19 protein-coding genes are annotated in these 21,787 nt (G+C 67.1%); 9 read left to right on the top strand and 10 right to left on the bottom strand.

All coding sequences use genetic code 11. From position 1 onward, the window contains the following. Positions 1–7: 7 nt before the first annotated feature. Positions 8–880: a PhzF family protein gene (locus AT701_RS33145; protein WP_058127411.1), complete on the bottom strand. Its 873-nt coding sequence runs from the start codon at positions 878–880 to the stop codon at positions 8–10. A gap of 37 nt (positions 881–917) precedes the next feature. Between AT701_RS33145 and AT701_RS33140 the strand changes: the two genes are divergently transcribed. Together AT701_RS33140 and AT701_RS33135 are read left to right on the top strand one after the other, a co-directional pair. Next, a complete protein-coding gene (locus AT701_RS33140) occupies positions 918–1,565 on the top strand; it encodes a maleylpyruvate isomerase family mycothiol-dependent enzyme (protein WP_058127410.1) in 648 nt (215 codons plus the stop codon). A gap of 44 nt (positions 1,566–1,609) precedes the next feature. Further along, positions 1,610–2,050 (top strand): hypothetical protein, encoded by a 441-nt coding sequence (locus AT701_RS33135; protein ID WP_058127409.1) that lies wholly within the window; start codon positions 1,610–1,612, stop codon positions 2,048–2,050. 11 nt (positions 2,051–2,061) lie between these two features. Here AT701_RS33135 and AT701_RS33130 read toward each other — a convergent pair whose 3' ends face one another. The 8 genes from AT701_RS33130 to AT701_RS33095 all read right to left on the bottom strand — a co-directional run bounded on the left by AT701_RS33130 (position 2,062) and on the right by AT701_RS33095 (position 9,354). After that, entirely contained in the window at positions 2,062–2,796 is a 735-nt protein-coding gene (locus AT701_RS33130) for an enoyl-CoA hydratase-related protein (RefSeq protein ID WP_058127808.1), read from the bottom strand. A gap of 89 nt (positions 2,797–2,885) precedes the next feature. Beyond that, positions 2,886–3,773, bottom strand: coding sequence for a transcriptional regulator GcvA (gene gcvA / locus AT701_RS33125; protein WP_058127408.1), 888 nt, complete (start codon positions 3,771–3,773; stop codon positions 2,886–2,888). Between the two features lie 24 nt (positions 3,774–3,797). Beyond that, positions 3,798–5,153, bottom strand: a complete 1,356-nt coding sequence (locus AT701_RS33120) for an MFS transporter (protein WP_058127407.1) — start codon at positions 5,151–5,153, stop codon at positions 3,798–3,800. Positions 5,154–5,174: 21 nt separating this feature from the next. Then, on the bottom strand, positions 5,175–5,957 hold the full coding sequence (locus AT701_RS33115; RefSeq protein ID WP_003898154.1) for an enoyl-CoA hydratase-related protein: 783 nt from the start codon (positions 5,955–5,957) through the stop codon (positions 5,175–5,177). A 9-nt stretch (positions 5,958–5,966) separates the two neighbouring features. After that, entirely contained in the window at positions 5,967–7,169 is a 1,203-nt protein-coding gene (locus AT701_RS33110) for a CaiB/BaiF CoA transferase family protein (RefSeq protein ID WP_174519632.1), read from the bottom strand. A 115-nt stretch (positions 7,170–7,284) separates the two neighbouring features. After that, a complete protein-coding gene (locus AT701_RS33105; RefSeq protein WP_058127405.1) occupies positions 7,285–8,313 on the bottom strand; it encodes an alpha/beta fold hydrolase in 1,029 nt (342 codons plus the stop codon). A gap of 73 nt (positions 8,314–8,386) precedes the next feature. Continuing rightward, the gene (locus AT701_RS33100; RefSeq protein ID WP_058127404.1) at positions 8,387–8,929 is read right to left on the bottom strand and encodes a nuclear transport factor 2 family protein; all 543 of its coding nucleotides are present in this window, start codon (positions 8,927–8,929) and stop codon (positions 8,387–8,389) included. A 26-nt stretch (positions 8,930–8,955) separates the two neighbouring features. Continuing rightward, positions 8,956–9,354 carry a nuclear transport factor 2 family protein gene (locus AT701_RS33095; protein ID WP_058127403.1) on the bottom strand — a complete coding sequence of 133 codons (399 nt, stop codon included), beginning with the start codon at positions 9,352–9,354 and terminating at the stop codon, positions 8,956–8,958. 253 nt (positions 9,355–9,607) lie between these two features. On the opposite strand from AT701_RS33095, the gene AT701_RS33090 reads away from it, so the two are divergent. The 5 genes from AT701_RS33090 (at position 9,608) to AT701_RS33070 (ending at position 19,906) form a co-directional block, all read left to right on the top strand. After that, on the top strand, positions 9,608–10,888 hold the full coding sequence (locus AT701_RS33090; protein WP_058127402.1) for a cation:proton antiporter: 1,281 nt from the start codon (positions 9,608–9,610) through the stop codon (positions 10,886–10,888). Positions 10,889–10,918: 30 nt separating this feature from the next. Further along, positions 10,919–12,670, top strand: a complete 1,752-nt coding sequence (locus tag AT701_RS33085) for an NAD(P)/FAD-dependent oxidoreductase (protein WP_058127807.1) — start codon at positions 10,919–10,921, stop codon at positions 12,668–12,670. Positions 12,671–12,756: 86 nt separating this feature from the next. Continuing rightward, entirely contained in the window at positions 12,757–18,231 is a 5,475-nt protein-coding gene (locus AT701_RS33080) for a type I polyketide synthase (protein ID WP_058127806.1), read from the top strand. Further along, the gene (locus tag AT701_RS33075) at positions 18,228–19,064 is read left to right on the top strand and encodes an ABC transporter ATP-binding protein (protein WP_058127401.1); all 837 of its coding nucleotides are present in this window, start codon (positions 18,228–18,230) and stop codon (positions 19,062–19,064) included. Before AT701_RS33080 ends, AT701_RS33075 begins: the two co-directional genes overlap by 4 nt. Continuing rightward, on the top strand, positions 19,064–19,906 hold the full coding sequence (locus tag AT701_RS33070) for an ABC transporter permease (protein WP_058127400.1): 843 nt from the start codon (positions 19,064–19,066) through the stop codon (positions 19,904–19,906). The genes AT701_RS33075 and AT701_RS33070 overlap by 1 nt, the downstream gene beginning before the upstream one ends. Positions 19,907–19,915: 9 nt before the next feature. Here the strand turns inward: AT701_RS33070 and AT701_RS33065 are convergent, their stop codons facing one another. Next, positions 19,916–20,497, bottom strand: a complete 582-nt coding sequence (locus AT701_RS33065) for a TetR/AcrR family transcriptional regulator (RefSeq protein WP_003898144.1) — start codon at positions 20,495–20,497, stop codon at positions 19,916–19,918. A gap of 72 nt (positions 20,498–20,569) precedes the next feature. Here AT701_RS33065 and AT701_RS33060 point away from each other — a divergent pair, with 72 nt between their 5' ends. Further along, positions 20,570–21,412: an alpha/beta fold hydrolase gene (locus tag AT701_RS33060; RefSeq protein ID WP_058127399.1), complete on the top strand. Its 843-nt coding sequence runs from the start codon at positions 20,570–20,572 to the stop codon at positions 21,410–21,412. A 33-nt stretch (positions 21,413–21,445) separates the two neighbouring features. Further along, positions 21,446–21,787, top strand: coding sequence for an ArsR/SmtB family transcription factor (locus tag AT701_RS33055; protein ID WP_014878745.1), 342 nt, complete (start codon positions 21,446–21,448; stop codon positions 21,785–21,787).

Raw genomic sequence — 21,787 nt, 5'->3', positions numbered from 1 at the left:
GGTCGGGTCAACGTGCGCCCGGCAGCACTTCGATCACACCGTGCCCCACGAACGAGACGTCGCCGCCGACCTTGACCGTCTCGACGTAGTCGGTGCTGCCCTCGGCGAGTACACGCAGAGTGCTGGGACGACCGGTGTACTGCCCCTGCCGCAGCACGAAGGACTCACCGCCGCTGACCAGGCCGTGGCGCAGGCGGTAGGCGCCGATCACCCCCGCGGCGCTACCGGTCGCGACGTCCTCGATGATGCCGTCGTTGTTCCAGTGCCGTACCTCGACGGCGGATTCGTCGAACAACACCGCGAACTGGGCGCCGAATCCACGCAACATCTCGGTGATGTCCCGAGATATCCGGCCCCGCGCCAGGGCGCCCGGGCCGACGGGGACGATCAGGTAGCGAAGCCCCGTGCTCACCACCTCCATGGGCAGGTCGGCTGCGAGGTCGTCGGGCACAAGATCGAACGCCGCGGCGACCTGATCGCGGTCATCCACCTGGCCCAGGAATTCCGGAGTGCCCTGGTCGAGCACACCCGAGTAACCCGCGGCCGTGGATTCTGTGGTGATCTCGACCGTCGCGGCGGCCAGTTGGAACCGCCAGGTGCATGGCGTGGCGATGCCGGAGCGTCTGTGCAGGACCGCGGCCGCGCCGATGATCGGGTGCCCGGCGAACGGCAGTTCGTCGAACAGATCGAAGATCCGCGCACGCACGGTATCGGGTTGATCGGTGGATTCGAGGAAGATCGCTTCGAAGTGCCGCATCTCCTGGGTGATGCGCAGCATCTGTTCGCCGCTGAGACCGCGGGCATCGGGAAACACCGGCAGGCTGTTGCCGCCGAACGGGACCCGGCTGAAGACGTCGACGTGACTGTAGGCGAGATCCATGAAATCTCAGTGTTGCACGCGCCGGTAGTCTGCGGATGTGCGGCTGAGTACAGCGGAGCGCGACCGGGTTTTCGACGCGGTCGCCCACGAACGCCGCGGGATCGCGGATCTGATCGACGGCCTCACACCGGAACAGTTGGCGACGCCCAGTCTGTGCGGCGGCTGGGATGTGAAGACCGTGGCCGCGCATCTGGTGAGCGATTTCTCCGACGGTTTCCGGGGTTTTCTCGTCAGCGGCATCCGGCACGGCAACATGGACAAGGGCATCGACGCCCTGGCCCGTCGGCGTGCGCAAGCCTCCGCGGCCGAGATCGCCGAGACGTTGCGCACCCAGGCCGATTTTCGCCTGAGCCCACCCATCACCGGGCCGCTGTCCGGGCTCACCGACGTGCTGGTCCACGGTGCGGACATCCGCATCCCGCTGGGGCTCGCGCACCGGCCCGATCCGGAACACGTCGCCTGGGTGCTCGACTTCCTCACCAGCCGAACCCAGTTCGGCTTCTTCCCGCAGCGGCGCCTGCGCGGCCTCGCGCTGCGCGACGAGGACACCGGGCGGACGTGGGGTGCGGGTCAGGAGATCCGAGGCCCGGGCGCGGCGGTGATGCTTGCCGTGTGCGGGCGTACCGTCGCACTCGACCGGCTCACCGGACCCGGCGTGACGGTGTTGCAGTCGCGGCTGCCGTGAGCGCGCGAGCTAACGCGACAGGGACGATCGTCGATAAGGACAACATGACCGCATTCCGTGCCGCCGGTGCCCTTGTTGTGGCCCTGACCGTGCCCTGGTTGTTTCCCGGCACTGCATACGCCGAGCCGGTCGCGTATCTGGACTGGGCCCCCGTACAGCCGTCGCCCACATGTGGCGGCACCGTCCGCGGTGAGGCCATGGTGGTGCCTGTGCAGGTCGACTACCAGGTGCACGACGGGGTGCGGGTGACCATCAACTACGACGCGGGCATCTACGACGGCTCGTGCACGATCACCGTGACCGCCGACTGGAAGAACCTCGACACGGGCGCTTCGGGGAGCGAGGACATCACCGCGGTGTCCACGATCGACGGGCACTACGGTTTCATCGGGTACGCCAACAAGACCATCGACCCCGGCAGCGGGACGGTGGTGGTCACCCTCAGTTCGCACCCGGGCCAGGAGATGCGGGTCACCCCTGAGTAGGGCCCGTCTGCTCATCGGTCGGTGAACTGCGGCGAACGTTTCTCCAGGAACGCGGTCATGCCCTCGGTCTGGTCGTTGGTGTCGAACATGGCGTAGAAGGCTTCACGTTCGTATCGCATGCCCTCGGACAACGGCCTCTCGAACGCCTCGTTGATCGCGTCCTTGACCGCCCTGCTCGCCGGGCGCGACATGCTCGCGATGCGCTGCGCGACGGCGAGGGCTTCGTCGAGCAGAGCGGCAGCCGGGATGATGCGGCTGACGAGGCCCACCCTCTCGGCCTCTTCGGCGGTCAGGCTGCGCCCCGTGAGGCACAGGTCCATGGCCTTGGCCTTCCCGATCGCCCGCGCGAGCCGTTGCGTCCCACCGAGACCCGGCAGGATGCCGAGGGTGATCTCGGGCAGGCCGAATCTGGCCGTGTCGGCCGCGATGACCAGGTCGCACAGCATGGCGAGTTCGCAGCCACCGCCCAGGGCGTAGCCGGCGACCGCCGCGACGATCGGTTTTCGGACCTGCGTCAGAGAGTCCCAGCCCGACAACAGGTTTCGCTCCCGCGCCTGGTGCGGGGTGAGGGTGACCATCTCGGCGATGTCGGCGCCGGCCGCGAACGCACGCTCAGAACCGGTCACCACGATGGCGCCGATCTCGGGGTCGGAATCGAAATCACGTGCGGCATCGAGGACCTCGGCCTCCAGCGTTTGATTGAGCGCGTTGAGCGCGTCCGGCCGGTCGAGGCGGATTAGGCCCACCCCGGCCACCGGCCGGCTGTTTTCATTGTTGTGTAGTCGGTCACGGCTCGGCGGGCCTCTCCGGGGTTGGCGATGTCAGAACGGTTCGGTCAGTTGTCGACGGCGGTGGTGAGCCACTCGCGGAACGCGCTGAGCGCCGCGGAGGGCCTGCGCTGCGCATGCCAGACGAAGTAGTAGGTGCGGCGGCCCTCGTCGAGGACGAAATCGAACGGCATGACGAGAGACCCGTCGGCAAGTTCCTTCTGCACCAGCGCCTTCTGCGCGATCGCGACGCCGTGGCCCTCGATGGCGGCCTGATAGGCCAGCAGCGACGTCTCATACCTCATCCCGCTGTATGCGCCTGATGTATCCACCCCGGCGGCCTGTAACCACCGGGCCCAGTCGTCGATCCGTGCCAATGAGTGCAGCAGTGTGGCGTCGGCCAATGCGGCGGGATCGGTGAGACCGGTTCGCGCATGTGGCGCCACGACCGGGACCAGTTCGTTGGGGATCAGCGGCTGTGTGCGTACCCCGGGCCAATCGCCGTCGCCCAGTTGCACGCCGGCATCGAGATCCTCGCGTTCGAGGTCGATCGGCGCCGGTGACGTGGTGAGCTGGACGTCGATCTCCGGGTGCAGGCGGTGAAAGCTCGCGAACCGTGGGATCAGCCACCGCACCGCGAATGTGGCGGGGGAGCGGATCTTCAGCGTCGTGCTCCGCGCCCCGGGCCGCACCGCCTCCGTGGCCTTCTCCAGGGCCGTGAACAGCGGCCCGATCTCGGCCAGATAGCGGGCCCCCGCGGGCGTCAGCTCCAACCCGCTGGGGGCGCGGTTGAACAGGCGCACGCCCAGGAAGTGCTCCAGCGCCCGTACCTGGCGGCTGACCGCGGCCGGTGTGACCGAGAGTTCGGCCGCGGCCTTGGAGACGCTCAGCAGCCGGCCCGTCACCTCGAACACCCTGGTGGGATTCAAGGGTGGTAGCTGGTCCCGTCGGGCCATCACGCCCGACAATCGTACGCGGGTTCACAGCGTCTGGGGTTCGCGCCGGACGGAAAGTGCCGACCGGGCCGAGATGTCGTGACGGCGGGACCGTTCGGAACGCAGACCCCAAAACAGTGTCACGGCCAGGCACGGTATGAGTGACGCGATGGAGTATCCGACCCCGGCCAGTTGGTTCCCGGTGGCGTCGACGAGCGACAGGCTGATCAACGGGAGGAAACCGCCGAACAGGATGTTGCCCAACTGCTGGGCGAAACCGAAGCCAGTGGTGCGACTCTGTGGCGGGAACTGTTCGGTGATGAATGCGGGCAGTGGGGCCATGACCATGGCGGTGAGTACGGCGAGCACCGAGATGAGCGCGGAAACCGTGACCCACGAGGACGACCCGACCGCAGTGCGGATACCCGCGAAGGCGGGATACGCGGCGAGCATCCACAGCACGATGCCCGTCAGCATGACGCGGGACCGGCCGACACGGTCGGACCATGCGCCGAACAACGGATAGCACGGTGCCGCAATGACAATCGCGACGGCGAGGCACAGGTTGGTGTGGGTCTGGTCGACCTCGAGCACATGCTGCAGGAAGTACAGCATGTAGATGATCGAGGTGTACAGCGTGACCGACGTGCCGCCCTGGGCACCGAACATGCCGAGAAGGATCGACTTCCAGGAACTCCAGGTGCGGACGGTGTCCAGCAGGGGTGTCTTCGACAGCTGCCCGGAATCCTGAAGTGCGGTGAACACCGGTGTTTCTTGCATCCGCAGTCGAATCAGGGTGGCGACCAGCACGATCGGTGCCGAGACCAGGAACGGCACGCGCCATCCCCAGCTGGTGAACGCCTCGTCCGACAGGAGCACCTTGAGCAGTGACACGAGCACGAGCGCGAACAGCAGGCCGACGGTCGCGGTGCTCTGCAGCACGCTCGTGTAGCGTCCCCGGCGTTCGGCGGGAGCGTGTTCTGTCACGTACACGACGGCCGATCCGTATTCGCCGCCGAGTCCCACGCCTTGGACGATTCGCAGGAACAGCAGCATCGCCGGTGCCCATACCCCGATCGCGGCGTAGGTGGGCAGGCACCCGATCGCGACCGTCGCGACACCCATGACCGCGAGGGTGAAAACGAAGGTCTTCTTACGGCCGATCCGGTCGGACATCGGGCTGAAGATCACCGTGCCGAGCGGTCGGGCGAGGTAGGACACCCCGAAGGTGGCCGCGCCCAGCAGCATCGCGACCGTCCTGTCCCCGGCGGGCAGGAACAGTTCGGTGAGCGTGCCGGTGAGGGCGACGTAGACGAAGAAGTCGTAGTACTCGAGCATCGCACCGATACTCGACGTGCTCAGGATCTGCATGATCCCGGTCTTGGATTCTTTGCCGGACACGGTATCTCCTCGTTGAGATGATCAGTTTCTCGCGGCAAGGAACTGTTGAACCCTGCTGCGGTGTTCGTCGCCGCACAGCAGGATCGCCTGCATCGACGCGGCCATTTCCAGTGCGGCCGGAAGCCCGGACTCGGCAGATTCCCGAACCAGACGTTTGGCCATCCGCAGCGCCTGTGGCGGGTTGGCCGCGACCGTGCGGGCCAGGGCCAGGCACTCCTGGTCCAGGTCCTCGTCGGGTACCACCCTTGAGACGATGCGAAGCTCATGTGCAGTTTCCGCCGTGATGAACTCGCTGGTTAGCGTCAGTTCCATCGCCTTGGCGACCCCGACGATCCGCGTGAGGAACCAGGCCCCGCCGATTCCCGACACGAGACCGAGGCGCAGGAAGCTTTCGGCGAACCGCGCGGATTGCGCGGCGATACGTACGTCGCACATCAGCGCGAGATCGAACCCGGCGCCCACGGCCGCACCGTTGACGGCCGCGACCGAGGGCACCTCGAGCCCGTGCAGTGCCCGGGTGATCCGGTGCAACCCCGCGCGGAGTCGATGCTGGACCTCGGCCGCGGTGCCGGCCATCAGATCTGTGCCGCGCGCCATGTCTTTGACGTTTCCCCCGGTACAGAAATGCCGTCCGCTCGATCGGATCAGCACGCAGTGCACGTCGGGCATGGCGTTGGCCCGTTCGAGCGCATTCGCAACGGCATTCGTCATCGCGACGTCGAGCGCGTTGCCGGTGTCGGGTGCGTCGAGGGTGAGGGTGAAGACGCCGTCGGCGACGTCGGTGTGGACCAGGGATGTGCTCATCGGAACTCCTCAGCTCGCGGCTCGGGATGGTGCGACGTCGTTGACGACGCCGTGTTCGATCAGGGCTGCCACCTCGTCCTCCGAAAGTCCGTATTCGGCAAGCACTTCCGCGGAATGCTGGCCGGGTGCCGGGGGTGCGGTGTCCGGCGGGGCGGCCGGCTGTGACGGGCCGAGGACCAGGCCCGGTGTATCGATCGGACCGATGGGTCGGTGCAGACCGCTCGCGGCGTATTCGGGGGACGCCACGACCTGCCCGTATCCGTTGACCGGGGCGCACAGGATGTCCCGTGCCGAGAGGACGTCGAGCCACACCTGTGTGGTGCGGGCCCGCAGCAGACGGCCCAACTCGGTGCGCAGGGCCGGGCGGTTGCGGACACGGTCGTCGTTGGTGGCGAAGCGGGCATCCGAACTCAGGTCCGGTGCACCGAGCGCGTCGCACAGCGCGTTCCAACGCGCGGGGTCGTACGCGGCGATCATGATCCAGCCGTCGGCCGTCGGGAGCGCCTCGTTGGGTGCGGCGTACGGGGCGGCGCTGCCGAGCCGCTGGGGTTCGGTACCCGAGGCCAGGTAGGAGGCGAACCCGATCTGCTGCAACAGGATCGTCGCGTTGTAGAGGCTGACGTCGAGATGCTGTCCGCGTCCGCCGTCGCGCACCTCGTGCAGTGCGGCGAGCACGGCTATCGACGCGAGGTAGCCGGTCACCATGTCGGCCGCGGGCACCTGGACCTTCGCGGGCCCGGACTCGGGCTCACCCAGAGTGCTCATCAGCCCGGTGACGGCCTGCATGATCCCGTCCACACCGGGGCGGTCGCTGGCCGGGCCTGCCTGGCCGAACGCGGAGATCGAGCAGTAGACCAGTGCGGGGTTGGCCGACGCCAGCGTGTCGTACCCGAGGTCGAGGTCGGTCATGACACCGGGCCGGAAACTCTCGACGACAACGTCGGCCTGGCGGGCCATGCGTCGCGCCGCGCGTCGGCCCGCCGGCGTCTTCAGGTCGAGGGTCAGGCTGCGTTTGTTCCGATTGACGCTTTGCCAGATGACACTTTGCCCGTCGCGCCATGGCGGGCCGATGCGGCGGCCGATCTCACCGGTCGGCGGCTCGACCTTGACCACGTCGGCACCCAGGTCGGCGAGGGTCATGGTGCACAGCGGACCCGCGACGACGTGGGTGAAGTCGAGCACGCGAAGCCCCCGCATACTTTGTCGGAACATTCTCTCCAGATTTCCTCGACGAGTGATCGTTCGGTGAGATCAAGTTAAGGAGAGGTTTCCGGCAAAGACAATCGACTTTATTTGCTGGGGGGCTTTGACTTTTTGTTAACGCGACTCAGCGCGCGAGCAGCTCCCTGACGAGGCCGTCGATGAACTTGTTGTCCTCGGGATTGGCGTCACCGCCCGCGAAGTGGCCGTAAATGCCTGGGATGACCCGCAATTCGGCATCAGGGATGTGCTTGACCGCGAACTCCTCGTCCTCGGGCGGGAAGTACAGGTCCTTCTCGGCCGGTGCCACGATCATCTTGGCCTTGATGGTCTTCAGCGCCGCGACCTGATCGCCGTGGAACCCGCGCCCCGGGGTGTTGCCCACATTGCCGTTCTGCCACGTCCACAGCATCGCCAGCAGGTTGTTGGGGTCGCGGCGGTCCAGGAAGAAGCCCTCCCAGAAACCGACCAGGAAATCCTCCAGCGACGAGTAGCCCATCTTCTTGTACTCCTGGTGCCAGTAGAACGCCTGGGAAAAACCCCATCCCGCGTACACGCGCGCCGCGGCGCGAATGCCCTTGGTCGGTTTCTCGGTGTACCAGCCCTCGTTGAACGCGGCGTCCGCGGTGAGCGCGGACTTCACGCCTTCGAGGAACACGATGTTGTGCTCGCTGGTCTTCGACGACCCGCAGAACGGCAGCGCGCGCTGCACCATGTCGGGATAGCTCACGGCCCACTGGTAGGTCTGCCCGGCGCCCATCGACCACCCGGTGACCAGGGCGAGGGTCTCGATCCCGAACGACGTGACGAGCTTGTGCTGCACCTCGACCTGGTCGTAGAACGTCACATTGGGGAAGCGCGCGGCGTTGTACGGCGGCGGCGTGTTCGACGGCGAGGTGGACAGGCCGTTGCCCAGCATGTTCGGCACGATGATGAAGTACTTGGCCGGGTCCAGCGCCTTGCCCTCACCGATCAGCCACTCGTTGTCCCAGTGCCGTCCCGAGTACCAGGTGGGATAGACGATCGCGTTGGACTTGTCGGCGTTGAGTTCACCGTAGGTCTTGTACGCGAGCTTGGCGTCGCGCAGCGTCGCGCCGTGCTGCAGGGTCACGTCGCCGAGATCGAAAAGTTCGTAGTCTTGCGGGAATTCGTCCATCGCACGCCACCTTTGCGTCGTCGCCTGTAGGTGCCTTCTCGAAAGGCCTTGACGCATCGGATCGTAACGAAGGTTACGGACAGTTGTTGCGGATCGAGGAGAAGGGTTTCGCCTTGCGCACCACGTCGTCGAGCGCGGGCCCCGAGCCGTCCATCGGCAGGACGGTGCGCTTGCTGATCCGCCACCGGCCGTCCGCGCGGGTGAGCGACCATCGATTGGCGAGCACGCGATGGATCCGGAACCCGGTGGACGACCCGTGATTGGGCAATTCACGCTCGGCACCGTCGTGGTCGGGGGTGATCAGTGCGAGGTAGGACGTCGCGGTCGCGGTGTCGCCGTCGAGTTCGATGAGCGGCAGGCTGCCGAAATGCGCGAGGCCACCGGCGATCGCGGCGTGGTGCGCCGCGTTGCCGACCAGGTCGACCATGGCTGAGACCCCTTGTGCCCCTGCAAGCCCGGGTCCCCGGTCGAAGACGAAATCCTCGGTGTAGATCCCCTCGATGAGCTCGGGTTCACCCGTGTCGGCGCTGATCGGATGCGTCGCGAGCAGCCCATAGATGGCCAGCGTGTCTTCGATTGTGCGCAACCGGTCTTCGAGCGTTGCGGATTCCGGCATGAGGTGCTCCTGTTCTCGACGTGGGATCAGGCGAACAGCCCGACCATCTTCTCGGTGTCGTAGTACCCGATGACCTCGGTGATGTGGTCGCCGCTCACGCGGATGACCCAGCAGTACTGCATGCCGGCGTCTGTTCCGTTGACGCCCACCACGTTCTCGGTGTGGAAGCGCACGGCGGCCCACTCGCCGTCGATGATCATCTGGTCGACCTGGGGGCGCATCGGGGTCGCGAGGCGATCGTGCAGGCGGCTCAGGACCTTTTCGCGGTACTCGGTCTTGCCGTGATACTTCCCCGCGACGGGCGATGTACCCGTGGCCGTGAAGACGACATCGTCGGACAGTCGGTCGAGAAACGCCTCGCCGAAACCCGACTGTTTGGCCGCGGCGAAGAGATCCCGCAGGACCGTGGCGGTGCTTATGGTCATTCCCCCCAACCGAAAATTACAACTGACGAGTTGGAGTCTGGCACCGCCGCGCGGAAACTGCAACTGGCCAGTTGGATTTGGCGGCGACGCTGCCTTCCGGTGGCAAGGGACGGATGAGGAGTGCGTTTGAATCCGAGCCCGGCAGGCTACTTGGGAGCCCATGGTGGCAAGTGGCCGCGACACGGGCGGCCGGACAGGCCCTGCACTGACAGCGCACACGACAGTGCGCGCGTCGAACCGCGGGGCCTGACCCATGCCCGCGGACACCGCCATCCACTTCTTCCTTCAACTGGCCGTCATCTTGATGGCCTGCCGGTTGGCGGGCCTCGCTGCGCGGCGGATCGGACAACCGCAGGTGGTGGGGGAGATGATCGCCGGGGTGATCCTCGGCCCGTCACTGTTGGGCCGGATCGCCCCTGACCTGCAGAGCCTCCTGTTCCCGCCGGGGATCACCAACGTCGTGCTGTACACGACGGCGCAGATCGGCCTGGTGCTCTACATGTTCATCATCGGGCTGAACTTCGACGTCAACCACGTCAAGCAGCGCGCGGGGACGGCCGCGGCGGTGTCGGCCACCGGAACGTTTGCTCCGTTGGCGCTCGGTGGCGTCGCGGCGATACCCCTGCTGGCGCACGGCGGATTCTTCGGAAACGGCGTCAGCGTCGGCATGGCGATGATGTTCCTCGGCGCGTCGGTCGCGATCACGGCGTTCCCCATGCTGGCGCGGATCATCTTCGAAAAGCGGCTCTCCGGAACATCTTTGGGCACGCTCGCACTGGCGTGCGGTGCCACGTCGGACGCCATATCGTGGTGCATCCTGGCCATCGTCCTCGCGGTGTATCGCAACAGCCCCGTCATGGCGGTCGTGGCAATCGTCGGCGGGCTGGTCTACACGTTGGTGCTCCTCACGCTGGGGCGACGGGCGTTCGCGAAACTCGGCGACGCCGCTGAGGCGCGGCAGGCCATCACCGCACCGATGCTCAGCACCGTGCTGATCGTGCTCATGGCCTGCGCCTGGCTGACCGACACCATCGGCATCTACGCGATCTTCGGGGCGTTCATCCTCGGTGCGGCCATGCCGTCGGGATTCTTCGCCGAACGCCTCACCGGACGCCTCGAACCGTTGACCACCACATTCCTGCTGCCGCTGTTCTTCGTCTACTCGGGTCTGAACACCCAGATCGGGCTGGTCAACACCCCGGGTCTGTGGGCCGTCACAGCGGGTCTGCTGGTGGTCGCGGTGGTCGGCAAGGGCGTCGCGTGCGCGGTCGCGGCCCGCCTGAGCCGGGTGCCGATGCGCGAGTCCCTGGCGCTGGGCTCGTTGATGAACGCCCGGGGCCTGATCGAACTGATCCTGCTCAACATCGGGCTCGAGGCCGGCGTCATCACGCCCACGCTGTTCACCATCCTGGTGCTGGTCGCGATCGTCACCACCCTGATGGCCTCGCCGATCTTCGAGTTCGTCTATGGACGGCACCGCACCGCCGGGACCGGCGACACCACGCCGCAGCGCGTCCCGCAGCCCAGCGCTTAGCCCCCGTTCAGGATGGGTATCCGTGCCGCCATGCGTGCGCACATCTCACACCTGGACCCCACGACGCGGGAGGCCCTCGCCACACGGATCCGCAACCAGTTGTCGCGCGCCGACGCCGCCGGCACCGATCACGACGTCGCGATCGTGGGCGGCGGTGCCGCGGCGCACACCCTGGCGCTGCAGCTGCGCCGCGAACGTCCGGGCACACGCGTGGTGATGATCGCTCCTGAGGTGCGGCCGGTGCCGGAGATGACGCACACCGTCGGCGAGTCGACGGTCGAGATCTCCGCGCACTACCTACGGGACCGGCTCGACCTGGCCGACCATCTGAACACCGCGCAGATCCGCAAGATGGGGCTGCGGATGTTCTTCTCCCACAACGGAAACACCGACATCACCGAACGGATGGAGCTGGGCGGCTCGTCGTTCGTGCCGCAGGTGACCTACCAGATCGACCGCGGACGCCTGGAGAACGAACTCCATCGCCGATGTGTGGCCGCGGGTGTGCAGGTCCTGTGCGGGCGAGTCCGCTCGGTCGATCTCACGACGCGCACCCTCACCTACCAGTGTGACGACGCGACGGCCACCACCACGGCACGCTGGATCGTCGACGCGTCGGGACGCAACCGGCTGCTGGGGCGCGAACTCGACCTCAAACGCACCACCGGCCACCACTGCAACGCCGCCTGGTTCCGCGTGGCCACCGAGATCGACGTCGGCGCGTGGAGCGACGACCCGGCGTGGCAGGGCCGTCTGGTCGAAGGTGAGCGCGCGATGTCCACGAATCACCTCATGGGAGACGGCTACTGGGTGTGGCTGATCAGGCTCGCGTCGGGCGCCACCAGTGTCGGGATCGTCGCCGATCCCGACCACCACGCCTTCGACCGGTTCAACACCCTGGACAAGGCAAAGGCCTGGCTACGCGAACACGAACCGCAGTGCGCCGCGGTGCTCGCCGATGACGAACATCAGATCCGGGATTTCCGGGTGATGAAGCACTACAGCCACGGCGCGGCCAAGGTCTACGACGGCCGCGAACGGTGGTGCCTCACCGGCGACGCCGGCATCTTCCTGGACCCGCTGTACTCGTCCGGGCTGGACCTGGTCGCGATCGGCAACGGCCTGATCGCCGACATGATCACCCGCGATCTGGACGGCGAGGACGTCTCGGCACGAGCCCAGATCAGCGACACCCTGTACCGGTCGCTCACCGACATGTGGCTGCGGGTGTACCAGGACCAGTACACGCTGATGGACACCCCGGCGGTGATGTCGGCCAAGATCATCTGGGACGTCGCCTTCTACTGGGGGTTCATCGGCCTGCTCTACATGAACAACCGGTACGCCCGCGTCGCCGACGATCCCGAGTTCGTGCCGCAGCTCGAAGGTCTCATCGCGCTGAGCAACCGCATGCAGTCCTTTTTCCGTGAGTGGGCCGCTGTCGAGGACCGGGCGACAACGGTGCCGTTCGTCGATCTCTATGCGCCGCTGAATTTCATGGTGTCACTGCACACCGCGATGGCCGAACCCAGCGTCGACTTCACCGGACAGTTCGCCACCAACGCGACGGTGCTGAGACAACTGGCCGGTCAGCTCGCCGAAACCGTGCTCGCGCACAAGGCCAGTCGGTTCGACGACGACGGCGTCGTGCGCATGGTCCAGGCGTGGCAACGCGACAGCCTGCTGCGGGACCTGCGCGCGACCTACCGCCGCGAACAGGCCACGAATCCGCTGAGCAGCGATTGGATCATCACCGCGTCGCCTGCCCTGGCCACCGGGTGAGAAATTCCTGCTCAAGCGGGTACCCATCCAGACCCACCGCGGCAACGAACTACTCGCAAGCCGTGTCACGCGACGAGGGAGTGCCGATGCCGAACACAGATCACACGAGCCGCCAACCGCTGGCAATAGTCGGGATCGGCTGCCGGTTCCCTGGGGGCGCAGACTCCGCGCAGCGGTACTGGGATCTGTTGTGCAACGACATCGACGCCACGCGTGAGGTACCGGAGAACCGGTGGAACGCCGCCAAGTATCACGACCCCAACCCGGCCAAGATCGGCAAGATCGTCACCCGGCGCGGCGGATTCCTCGACCAGATCGACCAATTCGACCCGCAGTTCTTCGGAATCTCGCCCAGAGAAGCTCATTCGCTCGATCCGCAGCAGCGGTTGCTGCTGCAGGCAACGTGGGAGGCGCTGGAGGACGGCGGAATCCCGGCCGACGAACTCGCAGGTACCGACGTGGGCGTGTTCGTCGGCGGTTTCACGCTGGACTACCAGCTTCTGCAGAACCAGGGCCGCACCAGCCGTTACCGGTTCAAGCCGCACTCGGCCACTGGGATGATGATGACGATGCTGGCGAACCGGATCTCGCACGCCTTCGATTTCCGCGGGCCCAGCATGGCGATCGACACCGCATGCTCGAGTTCGCTTGTCGCAGTGCACCTCGCGGCCCAGAGCATCTGGGACGGCGACTGCGATGTGGCGCTCGCAGGCGGTGTCAACATCATGGTCGGCCCCAACACCGCGATCGCGGAATCCAAGAGCGGGTTCCTCAGTCCCGAGGGACGCAGCAAGGCATTCTCCGATACGGCCGACGGCTACGCCCGCGGTGAAGGCGGCGCCGTCGTCGTCATCAAACCGCTCGACCACGCGCTACGCGACGGTGACGACATCTACGCGCAGATCCTCGGCACCGCGGTGTCGCAGGACGGGCACACCGACGGCATCACCGTGCCGAACGAAGAGGCGCAGGAAGCCGCGATCCGGATGGCTTTGCAGCGCGCGGGCATCGAACCGAACGACGTGGCCTACGTCGAGGCGCACGGCACCGGGACACCCGTCGGCGACCCCGTCGAGATGCGGGCCCTGGCAGGCGCTTTGACCACCGACCGGGATGCGACGCGTCCGCTGGTGATCGGCTCGGTCAAGACCAACATCGGTCATCTCGAGGCCGGAGCGGGCGTCGCGGGACTCATCAAGGCCGCCCTGATCGTCAAACACGGCCACATCCCGGCCAACCTGCACCTGAAAAACCCCACCCGGCACGTGTCCCTCACCGAGCTCAAGCTCGACATCCCCGCGATCGGGCGGCCGTTCCCCGAGTGCGGCCGGCGCATCGCGGGGATCAACTCGTTCGGGTTCGGCGGCACCAACGCCCATGTGGTACTTGCCGAACCGCCGGCCGTCCGCCACTCCGCGGAGACCGGCGACCACAGAGTGCTGACCGTACTGCCGATCTCGGCGCGCAGTGAAGAGGCCCTGGTCGCCACGGCAGGTCGGTTGGCCGGGCACCTCGCGGCCCACCCGGAGGTCACGCTGGCCGATCTCGGTTACACCCTCAGCCACCGCCGGGCCCACCTGAACCACCGCCATACCTTCGTCGTCGACAGCATCGACGAGGCGCGCCGACAACTGCAGGCCGTCGCCGACGGCGGGCAGATCTCCGCCGGACGGGCAGGGGAGGCCCGGTTGGCGTTCGTGTGCACCGGGATGGGGCCGCAATGGTGGCAGATGTGCCGCGGACTGCTCGACGTGTTCCCGGTGTTCACCGACAGCATCCACCGAACCGACCGGGAGCTGTCCCGGTACGCCGACTGGTCGCTGCTCGAAGAGCTCACCCGTGACGAAACCTCGTCGCGCATGGGAGAAACCGAGTTCGCGCAGCCCGCGAACTTCGCGATCCAGGTGGCCCTGGCCGAACAACTCGCGCACTTCGGGATCACGCCGGACGCGGTGATCGGCCACAGCGCCGGCGAGGTCGCCGCGCACCACATCGCCGGACTGCTCACCTTCGAACAGGCCGTCCACGTCATCTACCACCGCAGCCGGCTGCAGCAGCGCACGACCGGACAGGGCCGGATGCTCGCAGTCGGACTCGACGCGGAAACCCTCATGCAGACCCTCGACGAGAAGATTCTCGACCAGTTCGGGCGCCGCGTCTCGGTCGCCGCGATCAACAGTCCCTCGGCTGTGACCGTGGCCGGCGACGCCGACGTGCTCGAAGACATCGCGCGTCACCTCGACGAGGCGCAGATCTTCAACCGGTACCTCGCGGTCAAGGTCCCGTACCACACGCACTACATGGAGACCATCAAAGACGACCTGCACACCGCGTTCGCGTCGCTGTCATCGAAAGCCGCGACACTGCCGCTGTATTCGACGGTGACCGGCGAACTGCTGGACCGCTATGACGCCGGTGCGGCGTACTGGTGGCAGAACACCCGGGCCACGGTGTTGTTCGAACCCGCGATGCGGCGCATGCTCGACGACGGATGCACCCACTTCGTCGAGCTGGGACCGCATCCGGTTCTCGCCGCGTCGATCCTGGAAAGCGCGGGCACACAGCGTGTCTCGGTCGACGCGTCGCAGCGGCGGGGCCAGGACGATGCGCGCACGCTGCTGAACTGCGTGGGCGCGCTGCACAGCCGCGGACACGTGGTCGCGTGGGACATGGTGCAGCCCCGCGGCGGCGCGCACCCGGTCAAACTCCCCAGCTACCCGTGGCAGACCAAGCGGTTCTGGAACGACACCCACGAGGCCGAGGAAGCGCTGTTCTACCGGCCCGTGCATCCCCTGCTCGGCCAGCCCGTGCGGGCCGTACACCCCACCTGGGAAGCCGAATTCAGCACGCTCACCGTGCCGTTCCTCGCCGACCACCAGGTGCAGGGGAGCGTGGTGGTCCCAGGCGCGGTGTACGTCGAGATGGCGCTGGCCGCCGGACGTGAGACCTACGGGTCCGACCTCAGCGTGGACAACCTGGTGCTGCACCGCGCCGTGATCCTCGACGACACCTGCGACCCGGTCATCCGCACCACCGTCGACCAGGACGACGGCTCCGTGGAATTCGCCGCGTTGATCGCCACGTCCGACTCCGACCTGAAATGGGTGATCACCGCGACGGCCGAACTCAACACGTTGCCCCGCGCGCCGCGCGCGGGGGACACCGGCGGCGGTGCGGTCACGTCGACCGACGGAGACACGTTCTACCAGCGCACCCAAGCGCTGGGGTTCGACTATGGCGAGGCCTTCCGTTCCGTGGCGAGCGTGACGGCCGGTCGTGACTGGGCTGTCGCCCAGATCGACATACCCCAAAGCATCAGCGCAGACGTCGACACGTACCGGTTCCATCCGGCGCTCATCGACGGTGCGTTCCAAACCCTGTTCGGGGCACCGTTTTCCGGGCAGGAAGAGAACACCGATCCGTATCTGCCGACCCGCATCCGGCACTGCGCCGTGTACGGCCCACCCGCAGAACACATGACGGTGCGGGCGCGGGTGCTCTCGGCCACCCACGACGCCGTCGAATGCGACATCACGATCACCGATCCGTCCGGCGGCGTACTCGCGGTGTTCGACGGGTTCACCGTGCAGTCCCTCAGCGCGTCGTCGCGCATGTCGGCCGATCACATCGACAAGGGCCTGTTCGCACTCGAGTGGTCACCGGTCACCGACACTCCGGACACGGCGCACGGCGACGAATCGACATGGCTGATCCTGACCGACAACGGCGGCGTCGGCGAGGCGATCGCGGACGGCCTGCGCCTGCGTGGCCATCACGTCCACACCGTGGCACACTATCCCACCGGCGAGATCGACTGGCCCGACATGCTCGCCACGCACCTGTCCGGCGAGCGCACCGGCCTGATCGACTGCTGGCCACTCGAGGTCACCGATGCGGCCACGGACCCGGCAGGGACGGCGACCGTGCTGCGGATCGTCAAGGCACTCGCGACGCTCGATGGCGTCACGCCGCGCCTGTACCTCGTCACGGCCAACGCGCAACCGGCCGCGGGCACCGAACTGACCGGCACCGAACTGACCGGCGTGGAGCAGGCCGCGTTCTGGGGACTCGGACGCGTCATCGGACACCAGGAACTCGGCGAGTACTGGGGCGGTCTGATCGACATCGACCACGCCGACGCACCATCGCGCACCGCCGAACAGATCTGCGGGCACGTCCTCGGCGATGGGGCCGAGGACCAGATCGCACTGCGGGGCAACCAGATCCTTGCCCCGCGGCTACGCCCGTGCAGTGGGCTGACCAAGCCGTTCCCCACCAAGCTGACCGCCGACGCGACGTACGTCGTCACCGGCGGAGCGGGAGCCCTCGGTCGTGTCGTCGCCACCTACCTCGCTGAGCGCGGTGCCCGCCACATCACCCTGCTCGGACGCAGCCCGATCCCGCTACGGGACCGCTGGGCCTCGATCACCGAAGATGACGCCCACCACGCGACGGTGGACGCCATCCGGGCGATCGAACGCCTCGGTGCTCACGTGAGCACCGCAAGTGTCGACATCACCGACGGCGACCAGGTGCGTGCCTGGTTGCGCGAGCACACCGGCAGCGGCGGGCGGCCCGTCCGCGGCATCGTCCACGCCGCGGGCTCGGTCAGAGACCAGCTGTTGGTGAACATGGGCGAGGACGACTTCGCCGAGGTGCTCGCGCCCAAGATCACCGGAACCCGTGTGCTGCACAACGTGTTCGAGGACCATGATCTGGAGTTCTTCGTCATGTTCGGGTCGGCCGGGTCCACGATCGCCGCACCGGGGCAGGGCAATTACGCGGCTGCCAACGCGTTTCTCGACGCGTTCGCCCATCACCGGCAGGGCCTCGGACTGCCGGCCCTCACGATCGGGTGGGGCCCGTGGTCGGTGGGCATGGTCGAGGAACTCGGATTGGAAAAGGTATACGCGCAGCGCGGAATCGAGCTCATCACGCCGGCGGTCGGGGCGCGGATCATCGACCGCCTGCTGAGCCAGTCGGTGCCTGCCGTGGTCGCGATGAACGCCGACTGGTCCCGCGCGCGGCAGGTCGGCTTCGGTGGGCTGGTGCCGAAGATGTTCGGCGAGTTGGGAACCGCGGACACGGTCGGCGGTCAGGACGGGGTCGGGCCGTCGATCCTCGAACTGCTCGCACACACGGCCGACGCCGACCGTCCGGCCGTGATCGCCGAGCAGGTACGTCGCCTCGTCGCTGCGGTGTTCGACTGCGCGGTGACCGACATCGAACCCGACGACATGCTCGACGACATCGGGCTGGATTCCATGATGGCCATGGACTTCCGGGTGCGGATCAACTCGGCCTTCTCGATCGACCTGCCGGTACTGGAGATCCTGCGCGGCGTCAGCGTCAACTCCCTGTCCGCGCGGATCCTCGCCGAACTGCGCGACATCCACGGCGTGGCACCGGTCGAACCCGACACCGGGGAAACAGCGAGTGAGCCCACCACCACCGACGACGACGTCGAGCGGCTCCTGCAGGACCTGTCGGAGGCCGAGATGCGGCAGCTGCTTGCCGAGCTGGAAGCGTCCGGAACCGAAGCGGGAGGGGCGATCTCGTGAGTGCGGCGGTCGAGGTGCGCGGGCTGTCGAAGAGCTACGACCGACGGCCGGCTGTCCGTGATCTCGACCTGGACGTCGGATACGGCGAGATCTTCGCGATCCTCGGGCCCAACGGGGCCGGGAAGACCACCACGGTCGAGATCCTCGAAGGCAACCGGCGGCGTGACTCCGGGGAGGTCCTGGTGCTGGGAGAGGACCCGGGACGTGCCGGGCGCCAGTGGCGGGCCCGCATCGGCATCGTGCTGCAGGAGGTCAGCGATGCGGGGATGCTCACGGTGGGTGAGACCGTGCAGATGTTCGCCGCGTGCTACGGCACCGCCCGCGCGCCCGCCGACGTGCTCGAACTGGTCGGCCTCAGGCATGCGTCCCGGTCACGCGTACGCACGCTCTCGGGTGGGCAGCGGCGCAGGCTCGACGTCGCGCTCGGCATCATCGGCAGGCCCGAACTGGTGTTCCTCGACGAACCGACGACAGGTTTCGATCCCGAGGCGCGCCAACAGTTCTGGGAACTGATCCGGCTGTTGGCCGCCGACGGCACGACGATCGTGCTGACCACGCACTATCTGGAAGAGGCCGCGGCCCTGGCCGACCGCGTCGCGGTCATCGCGGACGGCAATGTGGTGGCCGTGGATTCGCCGACCCGGCTGACGCGCCACGTGGACACCGCGGCGACGGTCCGGTGGATGGAGGGCGGGCACGTCCACGAGGAGCGCACCGAGTTCCCCACCGAACTGATCCGGCAACGCAGCCGCGTCGGGGCCGAACTCGCGCAGCTCACCGTGACGCGGCCGTCGCTCGAAGACGCCTACCTGCACCTGATCGGCCGGACCTGATGTCGATCAAGCACGTCTCGAGTCCACCGTCGCAGCACACCGCCGCGCCCGTGCCCTCCGCGGTGCGCATCGGGTTCTCGCGTGTGCTGCCGGAACTGAAGATGTTCTACCGCAGGCCCGAACAGATGGTCCTGACCTTCTCGATGCCCGCGGTGATCTGCCTGCTGCTGGGCTCGATCTTCTCGGATCCGCTGCCCGTCGGCGGCGTCAGCACCGGCGCGGTGATCGCGGCGAGCATGCTCGCCTACGGAATCCTGTCGACGTCGTTCATCAACCTCGGCATCAGCATCGCCGCCGATCGCGACACCGGTGCGCTGCGCCGCCTGCGCGGCACACCCACCACCGCGACGTCGTATTTCATCGGCAAGATCATGCTGGTCGCGATCGTGAGTTTCGCCGAGGCCGTGCTGCTCATGGCCGTCGGGGTCCTGGTGTTCGGGCTGCGCCTGCCCGCCGATCTCTTCGGCTGGTTCACCTTGGCCTGGGTGTTCGTGCTCGGCGTCGTCAGTTGCTCACTGCTGGGGGTGTTCATCAGCAACTTCGCAAGCAATGCGGTGGCCGCCGCGGCGCTCACCAACGGGCCCGCGGTGGGACTGCAATTCCTCTCCGGCACATACGTTCCGCTGATGGTGCTGCCCACGTGGATGCTGGCCATCGGATCGCTGTTCCCGGTCAAGTGGATGGCGCAGGGTTTCCGCTCGGTGCTGCTGCCGCCGGAGCTGGTGGCGATCGAACCGGCGGGCAGCTGGGAGCACTGGCGGATCTTCCTCGTGCTGATGGCGTGGTGTGTCGGCGGGCTGATCGCCTGCCGCGCGGTGTTCCGCTGGTCGGACCGGGACTGATCGGGCTCGCTACCTCTTCTCTGCGAGTGTGGCGGTCACGGCGGCCTGCACCCCCTGCGCGGCCGCGATGATCGGCTCGACGGAGCGCAATGTGCGGCACAGCACGAACGCGCCCTCCAGGGCCGTCAGGGTGATGACCGCCAGTCGCCTGCTGGTTGCCTCGTCGACGTCGAGTTGGCCGAACCAGCGTGCGAGACCGGCGAGCCAGTTCTCGAACACCGTCGCGGACTCCTGCCGCAGCACTTCATTGGTGCTCGCCACCTCCAGCGCGATGGTTTCGATCGAGCACGCCTCGGAGTAGTCCTGAGACTGCAGGAGCCGGCCGGCGCTCTCGAACAGCTGGGGGATGCCGGTGGCCGGGTCCGTGTCTGCCAGTTGCGCACCGACGAATTCGCCGTAGCGGATGCCCTCCGATCGGATGACCTCGACGCTGATGGCTTCCTTGCCCCCGGGAAAATGGTGGTAGATCGAACCGAACGGGGCCTTCGCCGCCCCCGAGATCTGTTTCAGCCCGGTGGCCGACATGCCCTGGCGACGGTACAGCTCCGCCGTGGCCTGCAGGATCCGCTCCCGCGTGCCCAACTCTGCCAACTTCGCCTCCTTGCATGGTCGTGCACATCATCCTAGCCTGTACTGAATAGAACGATCTATCTAGGAGTCGTCATGCCGGTGATCGAGCTTCCGTCGGGACCCATCGCATACGAGGACACCGGCGGTGACGGACCGGTCCTGGTATTCGGTCACGGTCTGCTCATGGATGGCAGGCAGTGGCGCAAGGTCATACCGCTGCTGCCCGGATATCGCTGCATCACACCGACACTGCCGATGGGTGCGCACACGGCGCCGATGAGGCCGGATGCCGACCTGACCGAACAGGGTGTGGCGGGCATCCTCGCCGACTTCCTCGATGCGCTCGACCTGAAGGACGTCACCCTGGTGCTCAACGACTGGGGCGGCGGGCAGTTCCTGATCACCGACGGCCGCGACGCGCGGATCGGGCGCCTGGTCCTCGCATCGTGCACCGCGTTCGACAACTACCCACCCGCACCTGCGCGCCCGGCCGCGGCGCTGTGCCGGCTTCCGGGCGGTGGACGGTTGCTCACCAAGATGTTCGGCACCAGGTTCTTCCGGCACAGCCGCCTGGCGTACGGCGCGTTGAGCAAGGCGGGGCTGCCCGACGGGTTGTTCGACGAATGGTTCCGGCCTGCCGTCGAAAATGCCGCGGTGCGACGCGATCTCGTCAAATTCGCCACCGGCGCGCCGCCACGTCGTCGCCTGCTCGAACTGTCCGAGCGGTTGCGGACGTTCACCAGGCCGGTGCTGGTGGTGTGGGCACGCGAGGACCGCATGATGCCGCTGGACCACGCCGACCGCCTCGTCGAACTCTTCCCCGACGCCACCAAGGTGATCGTCGACGATTCCTGGACGCTCATCCCCGAGGATCAGCCCGAGGTGATGGCCGGGGCGCTGCGGGAATTCGTCGGGTCATCCGCACAAGAGGCTTGACAACGTACAACCAGATGGTTGTACGTTGTGTGGGTGACCGTGATCGACGAGGACCGGGCCGACGCGCTCTTCCACGCGCTCGCCGACCGCACGAGGCGCGACATCATGCGCCGCGTCCTGGCCGGCGAGCAATCGGTCTCTGCGCTCGCGTCGAAGTACGACGTGAGTTTCGCGGCGGTGCAGAAGCATGTGGCGGTGCTGGAGAAAGCCGGCCTGCTCACCAAACGGCGCCGTGGTCGCGAGCAGCTCGCCAGCGGCGACGTCGCCACAGTGCGGTCGGTGAGCCAGATGCTCGCAGAGCTGGAACAGATCTGGCGCGGCCGCATCGCGCGTATCGACCAACTCATCTCATCCGAACCGCTCAAGGAGGACTGA

Origin of the sequence: Mycolicibacterium smegmatis (assembly GCF_001457595.1) — a bacterium.
Lineage (GTDB): Bacteria > Actinomycetota > Actinomycetes > Mycobacteriales > Mycobacteriaceae > Mycobacterium > Mycobacterium smegmatis.
This window is presented reverse-complemented; position numbering and strand designations above follow the sequence as displayed.

What these genes read in the sequence shown, in the direction of transcription:
- AT701_RS33145 (WP_058127411.1), bottom strand. Translation starts at nt 880, where the DNA reads ATGGATCTCGCCTACAGTCACGTCGACGTCTTCAGCCGGGTCCCGTTC.
- AT701_RS33135 (WP_058127409.1), top strand. Translation starts at nt 1,610, where the DNA reads ATGACCGCATTCCGTGCCGCCGGTGCCCTTGTTGTGGCCCTGACCGTG.
- gcvA (WP_058127408.1), bottom strand. Translation starts at nt 3,773, where the DNA reads ATGGCCCGACGGGACCAGCTACCACCCTTGAATCCCACCAGGGTGTTC.
- AT701_RS33115 (WP_003898154.1), bottom strand. Translation starts at nt 5,957, where the DNA reads ATGAGCACATCCCTGGTCCACACCGACGTCGCCGACGGCGTCTTCACC.
- AT701_RS33110 (WP_174519632.1), bottom strand. Translation starts at nt 7,169, where the DNA reads ATGTTCCGACAAAGTATGCGGGGGCTTCGCGTGCTCGACTTCACCCAC.
- AT701_RS33105 (WP_058127405.1), bottom strand. Translation starts at nt 8,313, where the DNA reads ATGGACGAATTCCCGCAAGACTACGAACTTTTCGATCTCGGCGACGTG.
- AT701_RS33100 (WP_058127404.1), bottom strand. Translation starts at nt 8,929, where the DNA reads ATGCCGGAATCCGCAACGCTCGAAGACCGGTTGCGCACAATCGAAGAC.
- AT701_RS33095 (WP_058127403.1), bottom strand. Translation starts at nt 9,354, where the DNA reads ATGACCATAAGCACCGCCACGGTCCTGCGGGATCTCTTCGCCGCGGCC.
- AT701_RS33090 (WP_058127402.1), top strand. Translation starts at nt 9,608, where the DNA reads ATGCCCGCGGACACCGCCATCCACTTCTTCCTTCAACTGGCCGTCATC.
- AT701_RS33085 (WP_058127807.1), top strand. Translation starts at nt 10,919, where the DNA reads ATGCGTGCGCACATCTCACACCTGGACCCCACGACGCGGGAGGCCCTC.
- AT701_RS33080 (WP_058127806.1), top strand. Translation starts at nt 12,757, where the DNA reads ATGCCGAACACAGATCACACGAGCCGCCAACCGCTGGCAATAGTCGGG.
- AT701_RS33070 (WP_058127400.1), top strand. Translation starts at nt 19,064, where the DNA reads ATGTCGATCAAGCACGTCTCGAGTCCACCGTCGCAGCACACCGCCGCG.
- AT701_RS33060 (WP_058127399.1), top strand. Translation starts at nt 20,570, where the DNA reads ATGCCGGTGATCGAGCTTCCGTCGGGACCCATCGCATACGAGGACACC.